12 protein-coding genes and 1 pseudogene are annotated in these 17,074 nt (G+C 69.4%); 7 read left to right on the plus strand and 6 right to left on the minus strand.

Annotation, left to right across the window (positions count from 1 at the left end):
* Nucleotides 1–22: 22 nt before the first annotated feature.
* Entirely contained in the window at nucleotides 23–961 is a 939-nt protein-coding gene (locus ACLARN_RS10805; RefSeq protein WP_409491192.1) for an ATP-binding cassette domain-containing protein, read from the minus strand.
* Between the two features lie 139 nt (nucleotides 962–1,100).
* Here ACLARN_RS10805 and ACLARN_RS10810 point away from each other — a divergent pair, with 139 nt between their 5' ends.
* The 4 genes and pseudogenes from ACLARN_RS10810 to ACLARN_RS10825 all read left to right on the plus strand — a co-directional run.
* A complete protein-coding gene (locus ACLARN_RS10810; RefSeq protein ID WP_409491193.1) occupies nucleotides 1,101–2,315 on the plus strand; it encodes a cytochrome P450 in 1,215 nt (404 codons plus the stop codon).
* Nucleotides 2,316–2,594: 279 nt separating this feature from the next.
* Nucleotides 2,595–8,936 (plus strand): SDR family NAD(P)-dependent oxidoreductase, encoded by a 6,342-nt coding sequence (locus ACLARN_RS10815; RefSeq protein WP_409491194.1) that lies wholly within the window; start codon nucleotides 2,595–2,597, stop codon nucleotides 8,934–8,936.
* Nucleotides 8,929–9,102, plus strand: coding sequence for a hypothetical protein (locus ACLARN_RS10820; RefSeq protein ID WP_409491195.1), 174 nt, complete (start codon nucleotides 8,929–8,931; stop codon nucleotides 9,100–9,102). Before ACLARN_RS10815 ends, ACLARN_RS10820 begins: the two co-directional genes overlap by 8 nt.
* A pseudogene (locus ACLARN_RS10825) lies at nucleotides 9,099–9,164 on the plus strand (MarR family transcriptional regulator); the annotation flags it as partial. The gene ACLARN_RS10820 and the pseudogene ACLARN_RS10825, both read left to right, overlap by 4 nt.
* A gap of 123 nt (nucleotides 9,165–9,287) precedes the next feature.
* Here ACLARN_RS10825 and ACLARN_RS10830 read toward each other — a convergent pair.
* From ACLARN_RS10830 to ACLARN_RS10850, 5 genes are all read right to left on the minus strand, one after another.
* Nucleotides 9,288–9,653, minus strand: a complete 366-nt coding sequence (locus ACLARN_RS10830) for a GntR family transcriptional regulator (protein ID WP_409491196.1) — start codon at nucleotides 9,651–9,653, stop codon at nucleotides 9,288–9,290.
* Nucleotides 9,653–10,360, minus strand: a complete 708-nt coding sequence (locus tag ACLARN_RS10835) for a hypothetical protein (protein WP_409491197.1) — start codon at nucleotides 10,358–10,360, stop codon at nucleotides 9,653–9,655. The genes ACLARN_RS10830 and ACLARN_RS10835 overlap by 1 nt, the downstream gene beginning before the upstream one ends.
* A 233-nt stretch (nucleotides 10,361–10,593) precedes the next feature.
* Nucleotides 10,594–10,884 (minus strand): hypothetical protein, encoded by a 291-nt coding sequence (locus ACLARN_RS10840; protein WP_409491291.1) that lies wholly within the window; start codon nucleotides 10,882–10,884, stop codon nucleotides 10,594–10,596.
* Between the two features lie 35 nt (nucleotides 10,885–10,919).
* On the minus strand, nucleotides 10,920–13,451 hold the full coding sequence (locus tag ACLARN_RS10845) for a phosphocholine-specific phospholipase C (RefSeq protein WP_409491198.1): 2,532 nt from the start codon (nucleotides 13,449–13,451) through the stop codon (nucleotides 10,920–10,922).
* A gap of 229 nt (nucleotides 13,452–13,680) precedes the next feature.
* Nucleotides 13,681–14,091 (minus strand): hypothetical protein, encoded by a 411-nt coding sequence (locus ACLARN_RS10850; protein ID WP_409491199.1) that lies wholly within the window; start codon nucleotides 14,089–14,091, stop codon nucleotides 13,681–13,683.
* A gap of 186 nt (nucleotides 14,092–14,277) precedes the next feature.
* Here ACLARN_RS10850 and ACLARN_RS10855 point away from each other — a divergent pair, with 186 nt between their 5' ends.
* The 3 genes from ACLARN_RS10855 to ACLARN_RS10865 all read left to right on the plus strand — a co-directional run bounded on the left by ACLARN_RS10855 (nucleotide 14,278) and on the right by ACLARN_RS10865 (nucleotide 17,074).
* Nucleotides 14,278–14,982 (plus strand): Crp/Fnr family transcriptional regulator, encoded by a 705-nt coding sequence (locus tag ACLARN_RS10855; protein WP_409491200.1) that lies wholly within the window; start codon nucleotides 14,278–14,280, stop codon nucleotides 14,980–14,982.
* 77 nt (nucleotides 14,983–15,059) lie between these two features.
* Nucleotides 15,060–15,257, plus strand: a complete 198-nt coding sequence (locus ACLARN_RS10860; protein ID WP_409491201.1) for a hypothetical protein — start codon at nucleotides 15,060–15,062, stop codon at nucleotides 15,255–15,257.
* Between the two features lie 347 nt (nucleotides 15,258–15,604).
* A complete protein-coding gene (locus tag ACLARN_RS10865; protein ID WP_409491202.1) occupies nucleotides 15,605–17,074 on the plus strand; it encodes an aKG-HExxH-type peptide beta-hydroxylase in 1,470 nt (489 codons plus the stop codon).

Genomic DNA, 17,074 nt, shown 5'->3' on the forward strand with positions numbered 1-17,074 from the left:
GACTTGCTCCTGGTTTGAGTAGTCACTGCGCTGCCTCCGTGCTGCTGTGGCCCGTCAGGGCGAGGAAAACGTCATCGAGATCAGGGGTGTGGACGGAGAACTCTTCGGCGGCGATCGAGTACTCGTCGAGCCGGTCCAGCAGCGACCGCAGGGATTTCGTCCCGCCGTCGCTGGGGACCCGCAGGGCCAGCGTCTCGTCGTCCCGGGTGGCCCCGGGGAAGATCCGCGCCGCCGCGTCGAGTTCGGCGACGGTGGTGAACCGGAGCCGGACGTGCGTGCCCGGCATCTGGCGTTTGAGTTCGTCGGCGGTGCCCTGCGCGACCAGGTGGCCCTGGTCGAGGACCGCGATCCGGTCGGCGAGCTGGTCGGCTTCTTCGAGGTACTGGGTGGTGAGGAAGATGGTCACGCCGTCGGCGACCAGCTCGCGGATGATCGACCACATCGTGCGGCGGCTGCGCGGGTCCAGTCCCGTGGTGGGCTCGTCGAGGAAGATGATCCGCGGGTTCCCGACCAGCGTCATCGCCAGGTCCAGCTTCCGGCGCATCCCGCCGGAGTAGGTCGACGCCTGCTTCTTCGCCGACTCCACCAGGTCGAAGCGTTCCAGCAGCTCGGTCACGACCCGTTCGCCACCACGGGCGTTCCGGTTCAGGTCCACCATCAGCCGCAGGTTCTCCTGGCCGGTCAGCAGTTCGTCCACCGCCGCGAACTGGCCGGTGACCCCGATCGCCGCGCGTACCGCCTTGGCCTCGGTCGCGAGGTCGTGTCCGGCGACCCTCGCCGTCCCGCCGTCGGCCTTCATCAAGGTGGTCAGGAGGTTCACCGTGGTCGTCTTGCCGGCCCCGTTCGGGCCGAGCAGTGAGAAGATGGAGCCCGCGGGGACGTCCAGGTCGATGCCGTCGAGCACGACCTTGTCGCCGAAGGTCTTCCGCAGCCCGGAGACCGCGATCGCTGTTTCTGTCATGGGAGCAACAGTGAACGGCGGGCCTGACACGCCGCCGCCACGCCGCTGACACGAGCGGCGCCGATGTCAGCGCCGTGTCAGTCCGGTGTCAGGCCCCTCGGTGATCGTGGTCGTCACAACCACCACGAAAGGCGACCCGATGACTCAGACCGTCCCCGTCCCGCAGGGCCTCCCCATGCAGCGCGACGCGGGTCCTTTCGATCCGCCCCGCGAGATCACCCGGCTGCGTGAAGCCCGCCCGGTGAGTCCCATGGTCTTCCCGGACGGTCACGAGGGCTGGCTCGTCACCGGCTACGACGAGGTCCGGCAGATGATGGCCGACACCCGGTTCAGCTCCCGCCAGGACATCGGCATCCTCCACATGCCCTACGAGACCCCGGGGATGCCCGCCCCGACCGAACCGTCCCCGCCGATGCCGGGCATGTTCGTCGCCATGGACCCGCCGGACCACGGCCGGTTGCGGAAGCGGCTCACCGGCGCCTTCACCGTGAAGCGGATGAAGCAGCTCGAAGAGCACATCGTCGAGATCACCGAGCGGCAGCTGGACGCGATGGCCGCCCTCGTCCCGCCGGTCGACCTGGTCAAGGAGTTCGCGCTGCCGGTGCCGTCGCTGGTGATCTGCGAACTGCTCGGTGTCCCTTACGAGGACCGGGAGAACTTCCAGGCCAACTCCGCCCAGCTCATGGTCAGGGACCAGACACTGGAAGAGAAGATGGCCGCGTTCATCGGGATGAACACGTTCCTCACCGAACTGGTCACACGTAAACGCGAGACCCCCGGCGACGACATCCTGTCCGACCTGGGCCGCCACGACGACCTCACCATCGAGGAGCTGGCGGGCGCCGCGTTCCTGCTGCTGCTCGCCGGCCACGAGACCACCGCGAACATGCTGGCGCTGGGCACCTTCGCGCTCCTGGAGAACCCCGAGCAGCTGGCCGAACTGCGCGCCGACGCGGAACTGCTCCCCGGTGCCGTCGAGGAACTCCTCCGCTACCTGTCCGTCGCCGACATCTTCTTCCGCTACGCCACCGAAGATCTCGAACTCGGCGGCGAAACGATCCCCGCCGGTTCGACCGTCATCGTGTCGCTGCTGGCCGCCAACCGCGACCCGCGGCGCTTCGAAGACCCCGACGCCTTGGACATCCACCGCAACGCCCGCGGTCTCCTGTCCTTCGGCCACGGCATCCACCAGTGCCTCGGGCAGCAGTTGTCGCGGATCGAGATGCGCGCGGGTTTCGAGGGGCTGCTGAGCCGCTTCCCGTCCCTCGAACTCGCCGTCCCCGCCGACGAGGTGAAGCTCAAGACCGACATGAACATCTACGGCGTCCACGAATTGCCGGTCACCTGGGCCTAGAACCGTATGACGCGTGATCAGGCGGAGAACTCACGTGCTTGAACGGAGAACAGCGTGTTCTCCGTCTGATCACGCGAGTTCTCCGTCTGATCACGCGTGTTCGCCGTCCTGACACAAGGCCCCGACTGCCACCGGCCCGCTTGAAGTACATGAAGGCCCCCTTACTTGCGCTAGGCGCAAGTAAGGGGGCCTTCATGTACTTGGGAAGAGGTCCTCGAGTCACCGAATACTGCCCGATCGGGCAACCGCCGTAACGCGCCGCGGCTATACCTTCGAACGATGACCGAGATTCGCGGCGGGCTGCTGCGGCCGTTGGTGACGTTGCTGAAGGAACAGCCGGGCGATCGGCCCGCGTTCACCGACGAGCACCGGACCCTGACTTTCGGTGAATTGCTGGATTCGAGCGGCCGATTGGCGACCGGGCTCGGAATCGCCCGCGGCGACCGGGTTCTGCTGCACCTCGGCGCCAGGGTGGAATTCACCGAATACTGTTTGGCGGTGTCACGGGCGGGCGGAATCGGTGTTCCGGCGAGCGCCCGGTCGACGGTCACGGAATTGACGCGGATCGTGGGCGACTCCGGCGCCGGTCTGCTGATCACGGAAGCCCGGCACGCGGCGACCGCGCGCGAACTCCAAGCGGAGCGGCCACAACTGCGGGTAGTGTTCATCGAGGACGAGCTTCCCGCACAGGGCGAGCCAAGGGACGACCTCGATCTCGACGAACCCGCCTGGCTGTTGTACACCTCGGGCACCACCGGCCGCCCCAAAGGCGTGCTGACGACGCAACGGGCGCTCTTGTGGTCGTCGGCAGCCTGTTACGGCCCGATGTTCGGGATCTCCGACGCCGACACCGTTCTGTGGCCGCTTCCGCTGCACCACGCGTACGCGTTGTCGCAGGCCTTCGTCGGGACGATCGCGCTGGGCACGCATACGAGGATCGTCGACCGCGATCTGCGGGGAGCGCTCACGGCGTATCCCGGCAGCGTCCTCGCCGGTACCCCGGCGACCTTCCTGAACCTGCGGCAGGAGGTTCAGGGCCCGCTCCCCGCTCCGCGATTGTGCCTGTCCGGGGGCGCGCCCTGCACTCCGTCGGCACGGGCAGCGGTCCGGGAACTGTTCGACATCCCCGTCCTCGACGGCTACGGCAGTACGGAGACCAGCGGCAAGATCGCCGCCCAGATCCCCGGCGAAGACGACATGACTCCCTTGCCGGGCATGGAGATCCGCATCGTCGACGGGCAGATCGAGGTGCGGGGTCCCGGGGTCGCACCGGGCGTCGAGGGCGAGGACGGCTGGTACCGGACCGGTGACGCGGGCAGGCTCGCCGAAGGACGCCTCACGGTCGACGGCCGGGTCGACGACGTCATCGTGTGCGGCGGCCAGAACGTGCACCCGACCGAGATCGAGGCGGTCATCGCCGAAATCCCGGAGGTGGGCGACGTCCTCGTGGCGGGAAGACCCGATGGGGTCCTCGGCTCGGTGCCGGTGGCGTTCCTCGTCCCCCGATCCGGCGAGCTGGACCTCGACGAGGTGCGCCGTCTGTGCCGCCGGCGGCTCTCCCCCTTCAAGGTTCCGGTCGCTTTTCACCGGGTCGAGCGGCTTCCCCGGACGCCGTCGGGAAAAGCGACGCGGAAAGCCTTGCGGATCCCCCGGCCGGACGACGTGGAAGCCCTCGTGCGCGACGAGATCGCCGAACTGTGCGACCTCGGAGAGGGCTGGCGCGACCGGGCGTTCGCCGAACTGGGCCTGACGTCCGTGGGCGGCGTGCACCTGCGGCACCGGCTGGCCGACGCGACCGGTCTCGACCTTCCCCAGTCGCTCGTCTACGACTTCCCGACCGCGGCGGCGGTCATCGGTGAACTGGAACGGTTGCTGTCCGGGGAGATCCGGCCCGTCGCGACGGCGACCGCGACCGCTCGGATCGACGAACCGATCGCCATCGTCGCGACGGCGTGCCGGTTCCCCGGTGACGTGACCTCGCCGGAGGACCTGTGGAACCTGGTGGCAGGCGGGGTCGACGCCACCGGCGACTTCCCTGCCGACCGCGGCTGGGACCTGGACGCGCTGTACGACCCGGACCCCGACCGCATCGGCGGTTCCACCACCCGCCGCGGCGGTTTCCTGTACGACGCGGCGGACTTCGACCCCGCCCTGTTCGGCATGTCGCCGCGCGAGGCACTGGCGACCGACCCGCAGCAGCGGCTGCTGCTGGAGACGTCGTGGGAACTGTTCGAACGCGCCGGTCTCGACACCGCCACGGTTCGGGGCAGCGACACCGGTGTGTTCGTCGGGGTGATGCACGAGGACTACGCCAGCCGTTTCGAGGGGCATCAGCTGGAAGGACGGCTGGGCATCGGGTCGTCGCACGCCCTCGCGTCCGGCCGGATCTCCTACACCTTCGGCTTGACCGGTCCGGCGATCACGGTCGACACCGCGTGTTCCTCTTCGCTGGTCGCGCTGCACTGGGCCGTGCGCGCGCTGCGGGCCGGGGAGTGCTCGCTCGCCGTGGCCGGTGGCGCCACGGTGATGTCGACGCCGCGCACGTTCCTCGAATTCAGCCGCCAGCGCGGCCTTTCCCCCGATGGGCGCTGCCGCTCCTACGCGGCGGGCGCGAACGGCACGGCCTGGGCCGAGGGCGCTGGTGTGATCCTGCTGGAGCGACTGTCGGACGCTCGCCGGAACGGGCATCCGGTGCTGGCACTGGTGAGCGGTTCGGCCGTCAACTCCGACGGGGCGTCGAACGGGCTGACCGCGCCGAGCGGCCGGGCGCAGCGCGCGGTGATCGAGTCCGCGCTGGCCGACGCCGGGCTGTCGGCGGCGGACGTCGACGCCGTGGAAGGGCACGGCACCGCCACCCCGATCGGCGACCCGATCGAGGCGGAGGCGCTGATCGCCGCCTATTCCGGACGTGACCGGCCGCTGTGGCTCGGATCCGTGAAGGCCAACATCGGGCACACCCAGGCGGCGGCGGGACTGGCCGGGGTGATCAAAATGGTGGAAGCGCTGCGGCACGAGCAATTGCCGCCGTCGCTGCACGCGGACGATCCGAGTCCCCGCGTCGACTGGTCGGCCGGCGAGGTGAGCCTGCTCGCCGAAGCCCAGGAATGGCGGACAGGAACGAAAACCCGGCACGCCGGGGTGTCCGCGTTCGGGATCGGCGGTACCAACGCGCACGTTCTCGTCTCGGAAGCGCCACCGCCGATCGAGTCCGGACGTCCGGCGTCTCTCCCCGCGCCGTGGCTGCTGAGCGCGGCCGACGACAACGCCCTGCGCGCGGTCGCCTCCGGGCTGCTGGCGACGGCGGGCGGCCGGGACGCGAGCGACGTCGCGTTCACCCTCGCCACCCGCACCGCGCTGGAGCACCGCGCGATGGTCCCGTCCGGCGACCTCACCGCCCTGCGTGCTCTCGCCACCGGTGAACGCCGCGGCCGGACCGTGCGCGCACCGGCGACGGCGGCGTACCTGTTCAGCGGACAGGGCGCGCAGCGCGCGGGGATGGGAAAAGAGCTGTCGGCCGCTTTCCCGGTGTTCCGCAAGGCTTTCGACGCGGCTTGCCAGGCCTTGGGCGGCCAGGTCCGTGACGTCGCGTTCGACGGCGGCGAACTGCTGAACCGCACCGACCACGCGCAGTCCGCCTTGTTCGCGTTCGAGGTCGCCTTGGTCCGGCTGCTGGAATCCTGGGGTGTGCGGCCGGGTGTCGTCGCCGGGCATTCGATCGGGGAGATCGCCGCCGCGCACGTCACCGGCGTGCTCTCCCTCGAAGACGCCGGGGTTCTGGTGGCCGCGCGTGGCCTTCTGATGGCCGCCTTGCCGCCGGGAGGCGTCATGATCGCGGTGAGGGCGGCCGAGAGCGAGGTCGCGCCGCTGGTCGGGGAATTCGCCGACCAGGTGGCGATCGCCGCGGTCAACGGCCCCCGATCCCTTGTCCTGTCCGGAACCGAGGGCGTAACGGAAGCGATCGCGGCCCAGTGGCCGGGTTCGACCCGGTTGCGCGTCAGCCACGCGTTCCATTCGCCGCTGATCGATCCGATACTCCCCGAATTCCGCGAGGTCGCCGCGAAGCTGACCTACCGGAGCCCGGAGAGCACCCTGATCTCCGGGCTGACCGGCCGCGCGATCACCGACGTCGGCCCGGAGCACTGGGTGCGGCACGCCCGGGACACGGTCCGGTTCGCCGACGCGCTGGACACCGTGGCCGCGGCGGGAACCGGGATCTGCCTGGAGATCGGGCCGTCGGCCGTGCTCAGCAGAGCCGCCGGAGCGGTACTCCCAACAGTGTCCACTTTGGACACAACACGCGGGGCACTGGATGCGGTCAGCGAACTTCACACCGCGGGAGTGCCCGTCTCGTGGCGATCGGTGTTCGCCGACAGCGGTGCCCGGAGAGTCGACCTGCCGACTTATCCCTTCCAGCGCGAGCGTTTCTGGCTCGACCCGCAACCGCGCCGGAGCCCGGCGGGCGCCGGGCACGCGATGCTCGGACCGGCGCTGGTCGCGCCCGACTCGCCCAGGATCGTGCACGGCGGCTCGGCCGGGGTGCGCACGCACGGATGGCTCGCCGACCACGTCGTCGGCGGCGCGACCCTGTTCCCCGCGACCGCTTTCGTCGAGATCGCCTTGCACGCGGGCAAAGAGAGTGTGGCCGAGCTGACGATCGAGGCACCGCTGCGGCTCGACCGGACCGAGGACGTCGCACTCCAGGTGGTCGTGGACGGGCCCCGTATCGACATCTACGCCAAGGATTCCGGCGACTGGACACGGCACGCCACGGGCCGCCTGCGGCCGTCCGACGTCTTCGCGCTGCCGTGGAAAGGCGAGTGGCCGCCTCCCGCCACCGAACCGGTCGACCTGAGCCGGGCCTACGCGGCCCGCGACTACGGTCCCGCCTTCCGCGCGGTGACGGGCTTGTGGCGGGACGGCGACGAGCTGTTCGCCGACGTCGTGCTCCCCGAGGGTGTCGACGGTCGCTTCGAGATGCACCCCGTGCTGCTCGACGCCGCCGTGCACACCGTGGCACTGGCCGAGCCGCCGGACGCGGAGACGCGCGTTCCGTTCCTCTGGGGCGGTGTCCACGTGTTCGCCCCGGCCGCGCGCCGAGCCCGAGTCCACTGTGTACGGACGGGCCCCGGCGAAGTCCGCGTCGAACTCTACGACCCCACCGGAGCACCGCTCGCGCTCGTGGAATCCCTGCTCACCCGGCCGCTGCCCGCCGGAAACACGATGCTGTACCGCCCGCGATGGATCCCCGTGCCGGCGGCACGCGCCGACGATGTCCGGATCGTCGACGCCCGCGACGAAGACGTCCGGACCGTGCTCGCCGGGTTGCAGGACACGCTCCCACGCGGAGAACGCAGTGTCGTGGTCACCCGCGACGCTACCGATCCGGCGGGGGCGGCGATCTTCGGGCTCGGAACCGCCGCCTCGACCGAATACCGTGGCCTGGTCACCGTGGTCGAAGCCGGTACCGACGTGTCCATGGAGAAGGTGCGCGAACTCGTCGGAGGCAACCCGGAACCCCAACTGGCGATCCGGGACGGTGTGCCGCACGCGCTGCGGATCACCCGGACCGCGCCCGCCTCCACCCGGCCGCTCGATCCGGCGGGCACCGTACTGATCACCGGCGGCACCGGCGCGCTCGGCGGGGCACTGGCGCGGCATCTCGTGTCCGCGCACGGTGTCCGGCACCTGCTGCTCGTCAGCCGCCGCGGCCCCGCCGCGCCCGGCGCGGAAGAACTCCGTCAGCTGCCCGCCGACGTGCGGATCGCCGAGGGCGACATCGCCGATCCCGACGTCGTCCGGCATCTGGTCGACACCTGCGACCCGCCGCTGACCGCCGTGGTGCACGCGGCCGCTGTCGTCGCTGACGCCGCGCTGACCGCGCAGACGACCGCCGGGCTCGACACCGTGTTCCGCCCGAAGGCCGACGCAGCCCGGATCCTGCATGAGGCCACCCGGGGTCTTCCGCTGTCGGCGTTCGTGCTCTTTTCCTCACTGGCAGGCACTTTCGGCAATGCCGGGCAAGCGAACTACGCCGCCGCCAACCGCTATCTCGACGCGCTGGCCGTCCGACGGCGGGCCGAGGGCCTGCCCGCGACGTCGATCGTGTGGGGCCTCTGGGATCTGGAAATCGGGCTGGGCGCCCAGATTCCCGACGCGGCGAGGCACCGCATCCAGGCCTCCGGTGTGGCCGCACTGACCCTGGAGCAGGGGCTTGCCTTGTTCGACGCCGCGATCGGGCACGCCGAACCGGTCCTGATCGCCGCCCGGCTCGACCCCTCTGCCACCGGCCTGCCCCCGATCGCCGAAATCAGCGGACGGGCACCGAGACTGTCGCCGCCGTCGTCGAATCGGCGCTGGCCGGATCAGCCGTCGGAACAGGAACTGCGAGACCTGCTTCGCGTCGAACTCGCCGAGGTTCTCGGCCACCCGGATCCGGGCGCCATCCCCGAGGACAAGCCGTTCACCGACCTCGGACTGGACTCGCTGGCCGTCATCGACCTGCGTACCCGGCTCCGTGAGCTGACCGGACTGGAGCTGCCCGCGCGCGTCCTGTTCGACCACCCGACCGTCACCGAACTCGCCGAACTTCTGCGCGACCCGGCCGGGCGAGTGTTTGACTGAGCGTCAGTGCGGTGAGGGCGATGGCGAATCCGGTGAGCTGCCAGCCGGTGAGGGTCTGGCCGAGCACAAGGAACCCGGCGGCCGTGGCGAGCGCCCGGACCTCGACGACAAGCTCTGGCCAGCCGACTCACCACACTCCGCCGATCCGGCGAACCGGGCGGCCTGACACCGGGCGCGCTCCTCAAGGCCGCGATGGTCACCTCAGGGGCGATCACGAATCGCATCGACCGCATGGAGACCAAGGGCCTTGTCGAGCGGGTGCGCGACAGCGACGACCTGCGTTCGGTCAAGATCCGGTTGACGAAGCCCGCCTGCTGCTCGAACACTTCGGTGACACGTCTTTGGAGTGACTCAGTCCAGCGCGGCGGCGACAGCGTCCAACGCGTCGCCGGGATCGACGCCGAGTTCACGAGCCGCGCGGGCGTACTCGTCCGCCGCGGCCCGCAGGAGATCGGCCTTGCCGGGACGGTCGGCGGCTTCGGCGACGACCGTCCCCTTGGCGCGAGCCGTGCTCACCCAGCCGCTTTCTTCCAGCTCCCGGTACACCCGGGCCACCGTGCCCGACGCCAGCGCCAAATCCCTGGCGAGTTGCCGAATGGGCGGCAGCCGGGTGCCCGGCGCCAGCGCGCCGGTGGTGATCAACCGGACGATCTGATCCCGGACCTGCCGCCACGGCGCGATCCCGAGATCCGTGTCGACGACGACCTTGAGCGACATCAGGCGGTTTCGGCCCGCGATCGGTGAGCGAGGTTGAACCAGCCGGCGAACCCGGCGACGACCAGGATCCACGAAACCAGGTTCGTCACCTCCGGGATCGTCAGTGTCACGGTGGCGGCCAGGCCCAGCCCCGCGGCCACCCTGGCACTGCGGACCCGCAGCGCGCCGTCCGCCACACTGTCCCCTGTGGACGGTCGGCGCACCGCGAGCAGGATGACCAGCCAGGTGACCGCCGAGACGGCCACGGCGACCCCGAGCAAACCCCACCAACGATGGACCACGAGCCAGGCGGCCGCCGCCGCGACGATCGCCGCGTAGGTGACCAGACCCCAGACGGGAATGAGCCCGCGCACCCCACGCCGGTCCAACCCTGCCTCACGACGAGCGCTCTTTCGCGGCCGCTGAGCCAGCACCTCGGCGATCAGCGCGCCGATGAGCAGGGTGGCGAGGAAGAACGACGTGGTGTCGCCGCGCACTCCGGCGAGATCGGCCAGCACCGGCAACCCGAGGAACAGCCAGGGGTACCAGAACCGGCGGCGTCGCAGATAACGCACGGCTTCGGCGACGTCGGACGGCGAGGGATCGTCGACACCCCATCGGCGCAGCACCTTCTTGCCCTGCTTTTCGCCCGGCCACAGCAAGACCAGGATCAGCAGCCCGAACAGGCCCATGAACAGGGCCACGGCCACGATGTTGTCGAACGGCACGATCAGCCTCCCTTGTATCAAGCCCATGATACAAGAGACGCCACTAGTGCGCAGATGACCAGTGGCCGTGTCGCGAAAGCCACGTTCGGGACATCAGACGTCGCGAAAGTGGCTTTCGCGACACCCGGGATGACCGCCGCCGCATGTGACTGTCACACAGGTAGTGAAGGCCTCCTTGCCTACCCTGAGGGTAGGCAAGGAGGCCCCCAGAACCGCCCGTACCGCTCACGACGTCACAGCGGATCGGCGAGGATTCCGTTGACGCAGGTTCCCGGATGCGTGGCGGCATCCTGGCGCAGCACAGGGAGATCCGCCAGATCCGTTGTCACGCAACGAGGATTGCCGCCCGACCCCTCCTGTCGCTCGGTGGCTGACGGTTTCGGGTTCCGGCTCTGCGGGGTGGGCGCGGCGGCGCATACCGCGATTCCCTTGACGGCACGCGCAAAGTGGCTCATCAACTGGCGGGACAGATGTGTCACGATGACGCTGCTCTCACCAAAGCAACCTCGTCGGTCGTCACGCATCTTTCCCTTTAAGACAGCGAATTCTGCCCGAAAGATCAAGTCCAGCCGAGCGGGGTGACCTCCGCCGCGGACGTCCACGGGCCGCGCCCGCCCGCCTCGGTGAGGGCGCGGAAGCGAACGTAGCGGGCCCTTGCCGGCCAGAAGCGAAGGGTCTTCAGGACGGCGTCGTCGGCGAAGGTCCCAGTGGCGACCGGGTTCCCCCAGGCCGAACCGTCGGCGCTCAAGTAGACCTCGTAGCCGCCGGCACGGCCGTGGGCGGAGCCGTCCTGGCGCGGCAGGTAGGCCAGGCCGGTGACGGTGCGGGCCGCCCCGAGATCGAGGTGCAGTTCGTGGGGCAACGGGTCCTCCCCGCCGGACCACTTGGTATGCCAGTGGGTGGCGGGGTTGCCGTCGACGGCGTTCGTGGCGGCACCGGACTCGCCCGCGGTCTCCTGGCTGTCGGCCGAGCGGACGGTGGCCGCGAGCGGCCCGGAGCCCATGACCGGGTCGCTGATAGTCTCGGCGCCGGTCTCGACATGGCCTGCGAAGCGGCGCAGGAAACCGTCGGGCCCCTGAACGGTCAGGTCGTACCAGCCGCTCATTCCGCCTTCGGTGCTGAACCAGTCCTCGACCGTCGCACCGGGAGCGACCGAGTACGTCCACGGTCCGCCGCCCCGGTTGCCGGTGCGCACGGTCAGCTCGCACCCGGCGCCGGCATTGGTCATCTTCAGGTACACGACGCCGGAACCCGGCCGCAGCACGACTTCCGGATTCGGTTTTCCCGCGGTGGTCGCGGTGATCCGGTTCCCCGCGAACCGCCGCACGAAACCGTTGGGGCCGTGCGTGGTGAGGTCGTACGCCCCGTCCGGGGAGCCCACCTGCCAGTAGTCCGACAGCGTCGCCCCGGCGCCGACGGTGTAGCGCCACGGCCCGTCGGTCCGGTGCGCGGTGGCGTAGACGTAGAAGTGCGCGCCCGCCGATCCGGTGTTGGCGAAGTCGATCCAGAACCGCTCGGCCGTCACTCGCCCCGACGCCGTCACCTGATAGGGCAACGGCCGCGCCGTCCGGACCCCGGTCTCCGGCACGGGTGGCTTCTGCACGGAAGGCGGTTGCGGCTGGGTGTTCCACGGTCCGCTCGTCGGCACCGGTTTGGTCAGCGCCGGATAGGTGGCGCTCGGCGCCGTGGTGTCCAGCGCCGACGTCAGATCGCCGCAGACGGTCCGCCGCCACGGCGAGATGTTCGGTTCGCCGACCCCGCTCCACCGCTCCAGGAACCGCAGCACCGAGGTGTGGTCGAAGACCTCCGAGCACACCTTCCCACCCCGGCTCCACGGCGAGATGACGAACATCGGCACCCGGACACCCAGCCCGATCGGCTCACCGGAGACGAATTCGTCGGTCGTCGCCACGGAGCTCTTGCCTTCGTCGTCAGACGCGGGTGGAGCCGGTGGCGGCACGTGGTCGAAGAAACCGCCGTCCTCGTCGTAGGTCAGCAGGAACAGCGTCTTGTTCCACACCGCGGGTTTCGACGCGATCGTGTCGAGGATCGACTTGACCAGATCCGCGCCGGTGTTGGGACCCCACGCGGGATGCTCGGTCTGCGACTCCGGCGCGACGATCCAAGACACCGACGGCAGCTTGCCCGTGTCGACGTCGGACTTGAAGGCGCTGAGCAACTGCTTGGGCGCGACCCGGGCCAGCCCGCGATCGTAAAGGGCACGCTCGGTCGCGGTCAGGGTCGCTACCCCCGCCGCGAGGCCGTTGAGCAACCGTGTCCGTTCGGCCGCCGAGGCCGAGTCCAGCGCGTAGTAGAAGTACTCCAGCTTCGGGAAGGCCTTTCCCGCGGAGTCCTTCACCTTCGACAGCGCTTTGGTGCCGACGGCGAGGAAACTGCTGAAGTAGTCCAGCGAATTGTCGCCGTAGTTGTCCCATTCCTGATAGACCCGCCAGCTGCGGCCCGCCGTCTGGAGGCGCTCGGCGTAGGTCTTCCAGGTGTAGCCGGTGTGCCCCGGGTTCTGCCAGGCGTCGTTGCCGATGGCGCGGGTCGTGCCGTCCGGCTCGAAGCCGAGTTTGCCGGTGAACAGGTACATCCGGTTCGGGTTGGTGGGTCCCAGTTCCGAGCAGTGGTAGGCGTCGCATACGGTGAAGGCGTCGGCCAGCTCGTGATAGAACCGCAGCGCGGACCGCGTGTGATAGGTCAGCGACCGGACGCCCTTGACGCCACACCAAGCGTCGTGACGGCCCTTGTTCCACGCCCGGTGCCCACCGGACCAGCTGTGGTCGACGTCGGCCATGAACTGGTCGTCGATCGCATAGGGAAGCAAGGTTCCCGAGCCGTTGGGCTGCTGGAAGACCGACGCCCCCGAAGGCAGCTTGATCGCGGCCGGATCGTTGAAGCCCCGGACGCCGCGCAGCGTCCCCAGATAGTGGTCGAACGACCGGTTCTCCTGCATGAACACCACGACGTGCTCGATGACGTCGAGCCCGCCCGCCGGCGCGTCCGCGGCGAGCGCCTGCCGGACACTCTCCGGGAGCAAGGTGAAGGCGGATGCCGCACCAGCGGCCTTCAGCAGGGTACGACGGCGCACGGAGCCCTCCAGGAATTGCGTTGAACCCGTTCGATTGTGTTCGAAACTGCACCTTTGGTCCGACTATCGAGCAGATGGAAACATAGTCGCCTACTCGGTACAAGGGTTCCGCCTGTGGGCTGCATGATCGGAGCAACAAGACGCGACTTTCGGATGACGACACCGCGGTGGGGGCCGCCCCCCTTGAGCGGCCCCCACCCGGTTCATCCGGCCGAGATCGGCCGGACGCTCATTTCCCGTTCCCGGAGCGCCGGGACAAGGCCGTCAGCGAGAGCGCCATGACGAGCGGCCAGATCACGGCCACCATCGAGGCTCCCCCGAAGGTGATCACCGTGACCGCGATCGCCGTCACGATCAGCCCGCCGACGGGCGACACGTAACAAAGACCCAAAGGCCCCAAGAACAGAGCCCACAACAAAGCCGCCTTCACGGACTTGGCAGGCGGACGGGGAACCGGGTACCGGCCAGGGCCGGTGACCTCGTGATCGGCGCCCTGATACCACCCGCCGGACATCAGCGGCGGGTGCGGCGCGAAGAACGCCGGTCTTCGCCCGAACGCCTTGGGCGTCCGCAGATTCTCTCCGGCCGGCTCGTGGCGGTGATCCTTCGGCCGTCCCATGACACTTTCGGCACTGCGCATGACATCCTCCCCCGTCGCCGGGCCGAGGCCTGGTGAAGTCACCTCTCGCCTGGCACAATTACCGGTTGCGGTTCGAAACTTCCGGGTCGTTCTGCCCACTGACCATGCTGACGAGTCGGGGGAGTGACTGATGCGTCATATGGAACACAGCGCCGATCCGATTCCCGTGGGCCCGACGGCGCCAGGATGACCGATTCCTCCGCGGCCGAGTACGGGATCTGGCGACGGCTGACGCCCGCCGAGCAGTCCGCTCTCCGCGGCGCGGGCCATCTGAAGGTGTGGCGCCCCGGCCAGATCCTCGCCCTCCAGGGCAGCCCGCCCACGAGCATGTTCGTCGTCCTGCGCGGCTGGGTGAAGATCAGCGCCACCAACTATCGCGGCGAAGACGCCCCGCTCGCCGCCCGTGGCCCGGCGGAAATCGTGGGCGAAGTGGCGCCGATCAGCGGACTCCCCCGTTCCGCCACCATGTCGGCGATCGACGAGGTGCACACCCTTGTCGTGTCGAGAGAGAAATTCCTCGGCGTGCTGCGCGACCGGCCGCGTATCGCCGAGGAGATCTTCCGTACCGCGGCGATCCGGCTGCAACAGTCCGATCGGCTGCGTCTCGAGTCCGGCGGGCCGGATTTCCCGCAACGCCTCGCGGCGGTGCTCCTGGAACTGGCCCTCCAGCACGCCCACGACTGGACGGACGAGAAACAGGTCACTCTCCATTTCAATCAAGGGGAGCTGGCGGGCTTCGCCCGTGTCTCCCGCAGCACGCTGATCCGCGGCCTCGAAGAACTCCGGCGGCTGGGCGTGGTGCACACCGCCCGCCAGCGCGTCACCATCACCCGCCCTCGCGCACTCCGAGAATTGGCCGCCGGACGGCCGCCACCAGCAGAAGAGGCCTGAACAGTCGTGAAATCTCGGCTATCCTGGTCAAGGTTCAACTCTCGCAACCGTTTCACGGGGTGGAGGGAATCGGCACGATGAGTTCTTTCTCGGCAAGCACGGAACCGGACATCGAATCCACGTTGATCGATCTCGACGCGGTCTCGTTCACCGCGTTACGTGATCTGGACAGTGAAGCCTTCCGGCATTCGGCGCACCACGTCGTCGAACGCACCACCAACGTCCGCGCGCGCTACAGAAGCGGGTCCAACGGGGCCGGTGAGCGCATCGACTGATGCCGCCACCGGCCGAGGCTCGTCCCGCGTTCCACCGCTTGTCGTGGCGGGACTTCGACGCACTCGCACGCCTTGACGGCGAAGAGGACATGGCTCGCCGTCTGCGACGTGCCGAGCGGAGCCGGCGCAAACTATTGATCCACACGTTACTGACCGACGCCACCAAGCTTCCGGAGCATTCGGGCCCCCTGCCACCGCTGGATTCCGCCTGGGAACTCCTTGCACGTGCCGAAGCAAGAGCACCTCGGGCGGTCAACCGGATACTCACCAATCCCTACACCGGGAGCTGGGCAGGTTATACGACCCGCTTACTACGCAACGGAATCGACGGAGTCGGTCCACTGTGGATGCACCTGGGGCACGCACACGCGATCGCGGCGGCCGCGGCGATCCGGGCGGAACTGGACTTCGAGACCGCCATCCCGGCGTGGCACGGCAACGCCATGCTCCCTTCACTGGGGATGGCCAGATTTCCCGGTGCCGCACCCTTTTCTTCGGCCGTCGTGCGAGGCGTGAACGGCCGGTACTTCGTGTCGAACGCCGAAACGACGGTCCGCCTGCCGAGCACGCCCGACTCCGACGGCCCTGGCTGGTGGGGAATCCGGCGGGTGCGGAGCCAGGTCGGCGCGCACCGATTCTCGCTACGACTGGACGACCTCGATCCTTATCGCGGACTCTACGAGCCGGTACCGCCGGAAAGGCTGCCGGCTAAGGATTTGGCAGCCTGGCAACGGCTGATCGACGAGGCATGCCGTCTGATCGCCGGCCATCTGCCCGGCCTTGCCCGCATCATGCCGGTGGGTTTGGCCTCGCTGGTACCGAAACCCCAGGTGCTCTTCCGGAACCCGAGCGCGTCGACCGGGGAAGCGTTCGGCAGTGCGGTGGTCGGTCTTCCCGCCGACGGCGCGTCCCTCGCCGAGAGCCTTATCCACGAGTTCCAGCACATCGTGCTCGGCGGCCTGCTGCACCTGGTCGAGTTGTCCGAGCCGGATCCGCGGGAACGCATTTATGTGGCTTGGCGCGATGACCCGAGACCTCTGAGCGGTGCCCTGCAAGGGGTCTACGCCTTCTTCGGTGTCACGGCCTTCTGGCGTGCGCTGGCAAAGGCCGGTCAGAGCCCCCGGCGCTCTGGCTTCGAGTTCGCGTACTGGCGCGAGCAAACATGGCGCACGCTCCGGGTCCTGCGCGCGGACGCGACACTGACCGACGCCGGACGCCGGTTCCTCGACAGCGTCGCCGAACGCCTCGGCCCCTGGCAGGACGAGCCCGTTCCGGTGGAGGCGAGCGAACTGGCCGCGGCGGCAGGCCGGGATCATCTCGCGGGTTGGCGCGCCCGACACCTGCGTCCGGATCCGTGCGTGGTCGCCGGCCTGGCGGCCGCTTGGTCGAGCGGGCGGTCAAGGCCACCGGTCACCCTCGATGCGACCGACCTCCCCCCGACGCCGGTACCGGACGGAAGCTGGTCCCACGCCCGGACAGACCTGATCCGGCTCGCCGTCAGCGACACGCCCCTGTCCCAGGATGGACCGCCGCCCGCGGTGCCCGGTGCCACCACCGCGGATTTCGCTTACGCCGCAGGCGAGTTCCTCGAAGCCATCAAGGGCTACCGAGAGGAACTCGCCACGGATCCGGACCGCCCGGCTTCCCTGGTCGGGCTGGGCCTCGCCCTGTCCGCGCGAGGCCCACACCCGGCCGCCCGTGCCCTGCTGCGCTGCCCCGAACTCGTCCGCGCGGTGCACCGGCCCTTGCGAGCTGTTCCCCGGCCACCGACCGTGGAACAGCTCGCCTCGTGGATCGGGCAACTCGTACCGGACTGA

This window comes from Amycolatopsis sp. cmx-11-12 (assembly GCF_046269425.1).
GTDB lineage: Bacteria > Actinomycetota > Actinomycetes > Mycobacteriales > Pseudonocardiaceae > Amycolatopsis.